This is a genomic window from Cetobacterium sp., assembly GCF_977044495.1.
Window position 1 is genome coordinate 1 of record NZ_CDRRQU010000027.1, and the last position, 11,318, is coordinate 11,318.

The window sequence follows — 11,318 nt, forward strand, 5'->3', positions numbered from 1 at the left end:
TTTCCTGTTTCCGATCCTAGCACGCCTCCAGTCATATTCAGATCTTTTCCTACATCTACTACGAGGTTACCTCCCGATTTTATACCGGATTGTTTTACTGTTTCTCCATTTTTCCATATATTTCCGCCACCAGCGCTAAATCCTAGTTCTGCTTTCCCCACTGTATTGCTAGCGACTCCTAATGAAACATTACCTCCTGCATTTGCATTGATAGAGTCTTCTTTATATAATGATTTTTGACTCTCTATATTTAGGTTTTCTCCAACTTTAATATTGGCGTCTTTTTTAGCTTCTATCTCTGCACCTTTAATATTTGTATCTGCACCAGATTTAATAGTCAATTTTCCATCTGATTTTATTGTTGAATTTATCATCTCTTTGGAAGTGGATGAAGTTATATCCACATTTGAACTTCCACCTACTCCTATATCAGTATTTCCTCCCCATAGAGCACTGTATCCCGCTGATTGCTCCAACTGGGCTTCCAAATCAACTTTTGTTCCAGATTCACTACTTGTTTTTCTAGATGATGATACGTTTATATCATTCTTAGCATCTAAAGTTGTATTTTCTTCAGATTTAATATCTACACCCTTTAGATTTATATCTCCTTCTGTGGCTACAATACTAACATTCTTTCCTTTTATTGATGTGATATTTTCACTTGTCTCATTCTTTGTAGATTTTTCAACAGAAAGATTTACAGATTGCTTAGAATAAACACCTACAAGATCATTAAATAAAAGATTTGTAGCTGCTCCAATGCCCTGAGCAGCAAGTACTCCTTCATTAGCTTGACCACTTTTTATTGCTGCATCCATTTTAACTCCAGTATTGATTGTATCGACAACAGAGCTGCTTACTCCCTGACTTTGTTTAAGTGTAAGAGTGAAGCCATCCTTCTTTTCATTTCTAACATCCTCATATTTAGAAGTATCAACTTTCTTACCCTTAATTGTTACACTATTTTTAGCCTTGTAATCTCCACCGCCTATATCAGCAGTATTACCAGCTTTGATAGTTATATTGTCACCTTTTAGCTGACTTTCAGACCATGTAGTTTCATCTAGTTCTTTTGTTGAGTGTTCCAACTTTACTCCAATCTCTGAGCTCACAAGTTGATCCATATGTGGTTTTCCAGAAATTGTTGGAGTTTTTTCATTAGAACTATCTAATTTTTCACTGACAGTTCCACTAGCTCCCCACTCTCTTGAGACCTCTCCAGATGCCGACATATCCAATGTATTTGCACTACCACTTACACCTACACCACCGATACCTGCACTTCCTTCCACGTATACTCCTATATTTGTAGTTGTAGTTTTTTCACTGTACTCGTTCTTTCCTGCTTTAACGGACACATCATTTTTAGCGACTATTTCGGTATCTTTTGAAGAATTTAATCTGCCATTAACTATCTCAACATTATTTCCTGAATTTAGCCCTATTTTTCCACCAGTTAATATGCTACTTCCTTTTGACGTAGAGCTTTTCTTTTCACTAGTTGTATTTCCAGCACCTATAACTTGGAATCTGATATCGCTTTTATACTCGTCAATAACATTTTTTCCATCAAGAATATCAATATTATTTTTAGCATTGATAGACGTATCATTTCCTGTTCCTATATTACTTCCCTTTAGAAGCACATTATTTCCAGAGGATATATTTAAATTTCCACCTGTAGATAAACTACTTCCTTTCGATATAGAAGTCTCTCTCTCGCTTTTAGACCATCTTGCACTTAGAAGTCCACTTTCTATACTCGTCTTTGCACTGCTCTTTTTCTCAGAAGAAACCTGTTGACTATCTTTTATTACAACATCATTTTTGGCATTTAGATTTATATCTCCCTGAACATACTCATTTTTATCATCTTTGGAGATAAGTCCTTCATTGGTTCCAACAGAACTCCCTTTGATATTGATATTTTTCTCCGCATTAATATTCACATTTGAACCAATTATTTTTGATTCATTTGAAGTCGCTTTACTAGAAGATTCTCTAGAATAATTAAGGAGATTTGTGTATTCATTTTTAGAAGTAGATGAAACTGTATAAATATCGTTAACATTAACACTTCCACCAGCATTTAGATTTATACTTCCAGCATCTCCCTCAATGATATCTGCACTATCTTTCTTAAATAACTCCTTATAATAATTTATATCTTTTACTTTTGTTACATCTTTTTTCTCTTTTTGAGATACTTCAGAACCTTCATCCTTCTTCTCCTCTTTTTTAGGAAGGGCTTCCAGTCCGCTAGCTGTCAGTGATCCACCTTTGATATTGATATCGTTTTTCGAATCAATCTGAACGCCATTATGTCCATCTATTGAAGCTTTATCAGATACAACTTGGTTTCCATTTCTATCCAAACCTAGAGTTGACTCAATGTCAACTTTATTTCCCGAAAGGATGACATTATCAGCTTTCACACTTCCACCAATCATATTGATATCTCCTGAGGCATCAAGTGCAACGTTTCCTTTAGTTGATGTTATTCCACCATTTATACCACCAGAACTATTATTAGTTATCTCTCCTTTAGATTTAACTATGACATTTCCATTTGCGACTATATTTCCATTTGAGTTATTGAATGAATTAACATCTGCTACAATATCTCCACCAGTTCTAATAGTCGATAGTCCTCCGCTACCTTGAGAATTGGCTAATTTAATCCTAGATTCTTTAGATAGATATATTTGTGGAGTCAAGACTTTAACTCCATTGACTTCAATTTCAACATACCATATGATATCTTTCTTTAAGCTGTTTATTTGCTGAGGAGTCAGTGGTTTTCCAACCTTTAATCCCAACTCTTTTTCAAGAGTAACAGCATTATCTAACAATTGCTTAACGGTCTTTGTGCTAAGTTCACTAGCGTATCCAGCAGCCTCTCTAAGTATTTTAGATAGTAATAGGTACTCATAATATGCATCTCCTATTACAGTCGATGGTTTATCCTTATTATATCCTATCTGTTCAAAGAAGTAATTGGAACCATAAAACTTATTTGGATCTATAAATTCTACATTAGTCTCAAATAGAGGTTGAATCTGACCTGGTTTTGGAGTAGCTGGCTTAAATATTCCGTTCTCTCCAACTGGTATGTCAATAAAAGTAATCGGATTGATTGTTCCAGCTACCGCTACAGCTCCTGCTGTATTTCCAGTTTCTGCTTTAATTGTGACTCCATCAATAGTTACAGATCCAGTCAGTATCTCTACATCATGAATTTGCTTAATACCTTCAACTTCTTTGACACTATTAAAATCTTTAATTTGGACTTGAATATTCGATTGAGTGCTATCAATAACATTATTTCCTATTTTAACTTCAACTGTTTTATTTCCTTTTGCTTCTCCACCATCATTGCTAAGAGTTCCAGAATAATTCAAATCTTTTCCCGCTAATATTTGTGCATTACCATTTATAGGATAGAATTTGAACGAGTCTTTTAAATTCCACTTCTCCTCTTTTGGTGGGATATCTAAATCTTTCCAATTAGCTCCTAAAACTGATGAAAGCAGTTGATTTAATACTGGATTATCGTGTGCTGCTAGTGACTTATAAAATCTATAGTTATAAGTGTCATCAAAATTTTTCCCAAATAGAGCATCCCATAAGGATCCTTTGAACACACTTCCGCTATTTCCATAAGCTCCTGTACCGTACAGTCTTGTCTCCCAATGAAGTTCAACATTGATATTTTTTAATAGCCACTCTGTTGTAAGCTCTTTATAAGTGGATCTATTTATTAAATCTCCCTTAATATTAAGATTTTTACTGGAAGCAATAATTCCATTCTCATTTGTGACTTTTGATTTTTCTTTAGTTTTACCTGTAATAGTAAAGTCTCCACCTGCTAGTATTTCGCCTTTATTCTGTGCAAAAAAATCACTTCCTATTTTCGGCATAGTAACTTTAGTATAATCTAATTGATAGTAAAAACTACTACTATTCCATGTATAATCTTTTTCAAAAGTTTCAGTTTTCCCATTTAAGAGTTCTCCAGTAATTACACTAGAGTTTTCTAAAACATCAGTTTTTATAGTTAAACTTTTTCCAGCTTTAATACCACCCCCTTTATTTAATAGTGTTTCTGTAACTATACTCATATTGTCTTTGGCTTCTATTTTAGCCCCTTGGTTATTCAAAAGCATCTTAAAAATATTTAAGTTTAAATCCTTTCCAGACCATACCAGACCATTATTTATCAACTTAGTAGACTCGATATCTATATCTTTATTTCCAATTATTGAACCATCATTTAATAGAGTACCTAAAAGCTTAATTTTTAGATATTCAGGAGTTACTATTCTATTGACCGAAATATCGCTATTACTATTTATAGATATATTTTTACTTCCAATTACTTCTCCTAATTTTGATGTTTCCATTCCTTTTAATACCAAGTTTATTTCCGTTCCTGTAAGTTTAGATTTAGAACCATTTTTTATATGTTCTGTTGTTATATTTAAAGTCTCTCCGGCACCCACTTGTGAACCATCCACAGCATCAATTGATTTAACATCTAAATCTATTTTGCCTGAAGCTAGAATTTTCTTATTGTGCGCCAAATTCGATTCTTTAGAATCAACTTTTAAGTTTCCTACAATGGATACATCACCATTATCAAATCTAATGTCTCCTCCATTTTTAGAATTAACGATTTGAACGTCTCCTTTTGACTGAATATCTCCTTCACTTCTAAAATCTCCATCCAACTTAAGATCTAATCCTGAAGAACTAATATTTCCTTTACTTTTCAACGATTTAGTATTTATTGTAAGCTTTTTATGAACATGCAGATTACCTTCGTTTTCTATATCTCCTGTATTGTTAATAAGTGCTTCTCCGCCTACAGTTGTGTCACCATTTATTTCAATTTCTTTAGAATCGATTCTTAAATTTGAACCAACACTTAAATCTTTTGAATAAATACCACCATCTTTAGAATCAATGATCAAATTTTTCCCAGTGACAATTAGATTTTTATTCTCAAATCCTTTTGACTTTATACTAGCATCTTCTTTTACTTGGAATTTACCTGTATTTTTAAAGCTATCTTTAGCCTTCAAATCTAGACTTCCCTCTATAATACTATCTCCGGTTGTTTGGAAATGATTAGTTGATACATTAGCTTTACCTTTTATACTTAAATCCCCATTGCTAATAAAATCTTTACTGCCAGTATCAACAGTTGCATTCCCACCTATCGTAAGATTCCCGCTATTTTTAACCTCTCCTCTGATTGAAACATCTTTCTTTATTTGAACCTTCGACCCTTTTGTCGATTCAAAGTCTCCAGTTAATTTTAAATCACCATTTCCAGCCAATGTATCACTTGATACTAATTTGGATGTTTTTACATCTATGTCTGATCCTACAGCTAAGTTTTTTGACTCAAACATCCCCTCTAGTTTTGCTACAAGTTTTCCACCTACTGTCAAATTATTGTTTGAAAAACTATTCCCATCTATCTTCAAATCTTTTTCTACTGTAGCTACTCCACTGTTGGATACTTCACCCTGCGATTTTAAATTAACATCACCTTTTGATAATAATATTCCATTGTTCGCCAAAGTGTTAACAGTTGTTACTGCAATATTATTACCTTCCAAAACTCCTAGCGAACCGTAACTAGATATTTTAGCTTTAATCCTTTGAAGTTTTGTTCTTTCTTTAGAAAGAGTGTTGATTTGGGATTTTAAATCACTAATAATTTTAGGGTTTCTCTCGTTTTCCAATTGAGATTCCAATTTTTTAATTGTTTGATCTATTTCAACTAATCTCTTTTCATCAAAAGAGGATACAAGTTTTAAATATTCTTTAATATTAGCTTGACTCCCCATAGATACAACAGATTTACCTGTTATTAAGATATTATTTGTCGCTGTTATTCTTCGAGAGTTTAAAATATCTCCAATCGCTTTAATAAAAATATCTTCTCCTTGAATAATTCCAGTATTTGTTATATTATTTCCTTGAAGGTTCAATTTTTTGTTAGCTGTAATAACTCCATCATTAGTAACGTCCTCAGTTGCTTTAAGATTCAATTTGTCGCTGGACAACACCCCTATACTACCCGTTTTAGATAACTCTTTTTTCAGATTAACGAGTCTATCTCTCAGCGTATTGAAGTGCTCTAGCGTTTCGTTCAGTGCCTTAATTTTTTCTAAATCTGTTTCTAATTTTATTTTTTCTTCCAGATTTTTTATTCTTCCAAGGACTTTAGTTAAATGTTCAACCGAATATTCTTGGAACATATTTAAATACTTTTCAATCTCCTCCGATGAACCAGCGTTTACAAGTAAATTAACTATTATCTCAAGCTCTTTCACTGCTGTAATCTGCCCTGCATTTAAGAACTGCCCTTTTAAAGCCTGAACTAGTATGTTATCAGCGCCTATTTTTCCTGTGTTTGTAATTGCTAACTCTGAAATCAATTTTACATTTTTGTCAGTTAAAATCTCACCGTTGTTTATCAGTTCTCCAACAGAGGTTGTCAGCACAATATCCCCGTTTGTTGCAATAACTTTTCCAGCAAATGAGTTAATTAACTTTTGAGTTAAAATTGATATTTTTTGTGCAGATATATTTCCGTAGTTTTCGAATCCACCTAAAGAAACCTCTATTTTAAGTTTTCCTAGCGGATCTACGAATTCATTTAATTCTTTTTGATTTTCTCTAATCTCTCCTCTATTGATAAAGCTATTTTCAGCTTTAATATCGATATTTGCCCCTTTGATTACAGAGGATTCATGATTTATAATTTTTTTAGCATCTATTTTTAAATTTCTATCGGCTGAAATCAATCCTTTATTTTCAATCTCTTTAGTAAAGATATCAACTTGTGTTCCAATTATTCCTGTGCTAACCCATGCTATCTCATTGGAGCTATATACTTTTCCACTTTTTATATCTTTGGCTTGTAACTCTCCTTTATCACCCACAAGAATAATTAATTCTAGATTAGGTTTCCCTGATATAGTTGGAATCATAACCCCTTGAACGTCAAGTTTTTCTGATAGATTTACTACAATATTTTTTTTAGATACTATCCTGGCAGATGTTTTATCTGCTAAAGTTAAGTTCTTAGCAACAATTTTTATGCTTCCATCTGTAGATTGTAGTGCTGACTCTAAGTTGATATTTCCAGAAATATTTAGGTCTATATTGTCCTTTGCTGAAATAGAATTGATAAAGGAGTTTTCCTTATCATTACTGACACCTTTTTTTGTAGTAAGATTTTTTCCTTTAATATCTAACCTACCTTTAGAGTTAACAGAAGTTAATACGATATCTCCATTTGAATCTATCGCTATATCTTTTTCACTAACTATCAGACCCTGATGTTTTACACCAAGTCCTTCATCAGTACTTATCAATCTGATATTTTTACCATACATAGATCCAAACTCAGATGCATATATTCCGTATTTGTCTGAAGTAGTTTTTTTAGATGACACAATATTTATATCCTTTAACTTTCCCACTTCAGTTGACAGTTTATTTTCACCAGCTATGATTGAGATATCAGGCGACTGTTCCCCTTTTAATGGAGACACCTCTTTAAATATCTGGACAGTTTTTGCTAAAATATTGAAATAGTCACCACTTGTTCCAACACCATTTAGTTCAATATTCCCCTTTTGGACATCAAAATTTATATTGCTTCCCGTATTAGAAACCTTACCAGTTGAAAGAGTCACTCCGCTTGTATTAATAAAAGTAGCCCCATTTAAAGTAATTCCGTTTTCATTAGCTAGAATAAAATCTGCTCTAACTCCAAATACTTCTATATCTCCGTTGATATTAGATACGTTATTTCCTCTAACCTCATTTAAAATCACTTTAGCATTCTTAGTCAGATTAGTATTTTTTGTAACATATCCTCCTATCTGTGAAGTTCCATGCTCCATACTGTTGTTGAAAATAAGACCATTCCCACTTCCAACACTCAAATCAACAAATTTATTATGAGAAATTCCACTAGAATTCGGATCAACAATGTTAACGACATCCGTTTTATTAGCGGAAGTGTTCAAATTAGGTCCCCCATAATCTGGAATAATATTGTTACTTTCTTTTTTTCTGGACCTTAAATCTCTTGCTTCAACTTCTTCAAATTCAAACATTCCAGAAATTAGAAAGGTAATTACTAAACTTAAAGTTATTTTTCTTTTATTTTTTAAGTTTCGTTTTAAAAGTTTTTCATTAATTTTCACTTCTTTCATGATTCTCACCTTTTTTTGTTAATATCGTTTGATTATAAAGCATAATATTCTTTTATTTTAAAAAAATCTTTTTTAGGACTTAAGAAAAAAATTTTCTAATTTAAAAAAATTTTTTTAAGCAATTTTTCTAAAATAACTTTTAATTTTTTTATGCAGAATTTTAATTGATATTTTTATCTCTATTGTTTTTTTATTTCTAATATATACAATCAAAAATAGTAATAAAAATATGAAAAAAACTTAACTCTCTAAAAATATATTTTCTATAATTAGTGTATTTTTTTTATTGTAATTATATTCTATTTGATATATTTATCAAATAATTAGTATATATGTACTTTATAATTAGTACTAACATTTTTATATATATAATATCTTATTTACATATAAAATTTATATGTATTTTTTTTTAATTTTTTAATTTATTTCTCTATATTTTTGAAAGAAAAATAAAAAAAGGTCCTTCCAAAAAGACCTTTTTTAATTTATAGGTTCTAAAATTATCACTTTACCATTTTTTAGAACAACTGTATTTTTATCAAAATATACTATTTCATCCCTTTTTAAACTCATTAATTTTCTCAAATTTTTCAAATATAAATCAATTTCATCCTCTCTAAAAGCCAATATATGATTCTCTGAAATTTTCATTACATCACTATATATCTCATCTGTTACTTTTTGATTATTCTTTAAAATTATAGAATATAGCCCTGTTTCTAATTTTCCAGCTTTAAAAATATCTTTATCTACCCTTAAAATATAATCATATATGAAATCTACTCTTTTATTTTCATCATCCACGTTGTAAATACCATATTTCCCATTTTCTCCTACAATCATATAGTCTTTAGGAACCTCGTCTATCTCTTCAAAAAATGCCTTAGATAGATGAAAATCTTTTAATCTTAAAATACCGAAACGATTATTTTTTTCAAATACCAAATTGTCTTCCAAGGATGGATACAATTTTTCAAAACTACCTATCTCCCCTCTGGGCCATATAGAATAATTTCCATTTTCTGCAGTTAAAATGTTCCCATTTTTATGAACGTATATCTCATTAAATTTAAATGGCACTACTACTTCTCCTACATCATTTATCACTCCATATTCCTTATCTAATAAAGCTATTGCAAACTTTCCTTTAAAAGGTAAAATAGCCTTATACTTTGCTTCTATTAGAGGGTTCCCACTATAATCTATATATCCTTGCTTTCCATCTATAGTTACTTTTAATCCATTTTCTCCCTCTATTTTTTTTATTCTATCGTACTCTAAACTTTCAAATTTATTTTCAAGGGATAATAACTTCATTTTTTTAGCATTTTCAACTATAATTAAATTATTAACTCCAACTTCCTCTACTCTATCATAGTGCGGTCCTAATTTAAGATTGAAATCTAAATCCAGCAAACCATATTTATTATCTTTCTTAAAAAGATAATAATCCCCCATTCTTTTCACGATTTCTTTATCTATAGTATCTAACTTTTTCTCATTATACACATATGTCTTTCCTAGTTCTGTAAAAACTACTCTACTTGATTTTCCATCAACATCTAAAAATGAAATCTCTTGTAAAGAATGAGGTAGTTCTATAATTTTATTTTTTTTATATTTTTTAAATACACCAAAAAAAACAACTGATACAATAATCAATATTAAAATTTTTCTATATCTATTCATATCACCTCTCCAAACGTCCTATTAACTTCATTTTTAATTTTGTCAGTATTTTTGTTTTTTTATTATCTCTATTTTTTTCAACACTCTCTACTTCTTTAACTATTAAATTGGTAGTATATATCCCTTTTTCTGCATTACTTGGAGTTTTTATATAGATTTTAAAACTTTTTTCTTCCAAAGGTTTTAACAAGATACTCTTAGGATAAATTTCTATCCAATTTGCAAATTCGCTATCTTCACTGTTTTCTAAATATATTCTATATTTTTTATTCTCCTTTGTTCGATTATATAGAAAGAACTCCTCTTCCACGTCGCTACTAATATTTTTATCAAACTTTATAGGATATATATTTATATAGGGAAATATATAGGAATTGAAACATATAAATAATAACAACACTATTATTTTTTTCATTTTGCCTCACTTAAATCCTTAGTTGCTTGACTGTACTGCTCCACATAGATTGGAACTCTGCCTATATATTCCCCTTCTACTATTGACGCATCATCCCCATATTTTTTTAACTTATCTCTTCTCAATAAAGCATATATTTTCACTATTCTTTTTTTACTTGTTATAATCAAATCCTTTTCATTTTTATCCATCATATACTTTTCAATTTCAATCCATCTCTTTTTATTTGTCATGGCACCCTTATCTGGAAATTTAAAAATAAGTTTTTTATTCAAATCCGCTTCTAAATTATCTGTTGATATTTCCAAACTTCCTTCGCCCACAACCAAGTCTCCAATGGCTTTTACATTCACATTTTTAAATCTTATTGGCTCATAAATCTTTATTTTTATATCACTATAGGAAAATGTATATAATCCATACAGTAGTGATAGCAAAAATATTTTTCTTAAATTCATCGCTCCTCTCCCTTTAATATCCTACTTCAACTTCCATATATACACTTTTTTTGTGTTGTCCCTCTTTCGATATTTTATCTCCATATATTTTAATATAATTATCTTTTATTACTCTTTCATTGATATATTGAGGCGAGTAGATATAGGTGTCCAACTTTCCATCCTTATCTATATCTATAGCGCTCTCACTATATTTTATAGAGTAATAATCTTTTTTTTCTGGCTGCTTATTCAGTTCAATTTCAAACGGAATCTCCAAGCTTTGATCACCTATTAAAGTCGCTTCAATATCTACGTCACTAATTATCTCTAAAGGAACAAAAACATTCACTTTCTCTTCCATTAATATTGTGTATGTTTTTTCTAAAACACGTCCTTCTCTCTCTTCCAAAGTTTGTTCTTTATTCACATTCACATCTGAATTTATTGTTGGCTTAACTTGTTCTGCCACACTTACTTGTACAAAATTTAAAATAATGAAAATCATACAAACTATTCTATTCATTCTTT

Annotated in this window: 5 protein-coding genes; all 5 read right to left on the bottom strand. The window is 30.6% G+C overall.

Annotated elements, in window-relative coordinates; translation table 11 throughout:
- On the bottom strand, positions 1–8,246 hold an 8,246-nt coding region (locus tag ACWI69_RS07815; protein ID WP_448821280.1), incomplete at its 3' end, for a two-partner secretion domain-containing protein.
- Positions 8,247–8,726: 480 nt separating this feature from the next.
- Entirely contained in the window at positions 8,727–9,935 is a 1,209-nt protein-coding gene (locus ACWI69_RS07820; RefSeq protein ID WP_448821281.1) for a WG repeat-containing protein, read from the bottom strand.
- Between the two features lies 1 nt (position 9,936).
- Complete coding sequence (locus ACWI69_RS07825; RefSeq protein ID WP_448821282.1) at positions 9,937–10,350, bottom strand: hypothetical protein; 414 nt, start codon at positions 10,348–10,350, stop codon at positions 9,937–9,939.
- A complete protein-coding gene (locus ACWI69_RS07830; protein ID WP_448821283.1) occupies positions 10,347–10,808 on the bottom strand; it encodes a hypothetical protein in 462 nt (153 codons plus the stop codon). The genes ACWI69_RS07825 and ACWI69_RS07830 overlap by 4 nt, the downstream gene beginning before the upstream one ends.
- Before the next feature lie 13 nt (positions 10,809–10,821).
- Positions 10,822–11,313 (bottom strand): hypothetical protein, encoded by a 492-nt coding sequence (locus tag ACWI69_RS07835; RefSeq protein WP_448821284.1) that lies wholly within the window; start codon positions 11,311–11,313, stop codon positions 10,822–10,824.
- Positions 11,314–11,318 lie beyond the last annotated feature (5 nt).

Excerpts from the sequence above, each read along its gene's own strand:
- ACWI69_RS07820 (WP_448821281.1), bottom strand. The coding sequence starts at position 9,935 with ATGAATAGATATAGAAAAATTTTAATATTGATTATTGTATCAGTTGTT.
- ACWI69_RS07825 (WP_448821282.1), bottom strand. The coding sequence starts at position 10,350 with ATGAAAAAAATAATAGTGTTGTTATTATTTATATGTTTCAATTCCTAT.
- ACWI69_RS07830 (WP_448821283.1), bottom strand. The coding sequence starts at position 10,808 with ATGAATTTAAGAAAAATATTTTTGCTATCACTACTGTATGGATTATAT.
- ACWI69_RS07835 (WP_448821284.1), bottom strand. The coding sequence starts at position 11,313 with ATGAATAGAATAGTTTGTATGATTTTCATTATTTTAAATTTTGTACAA.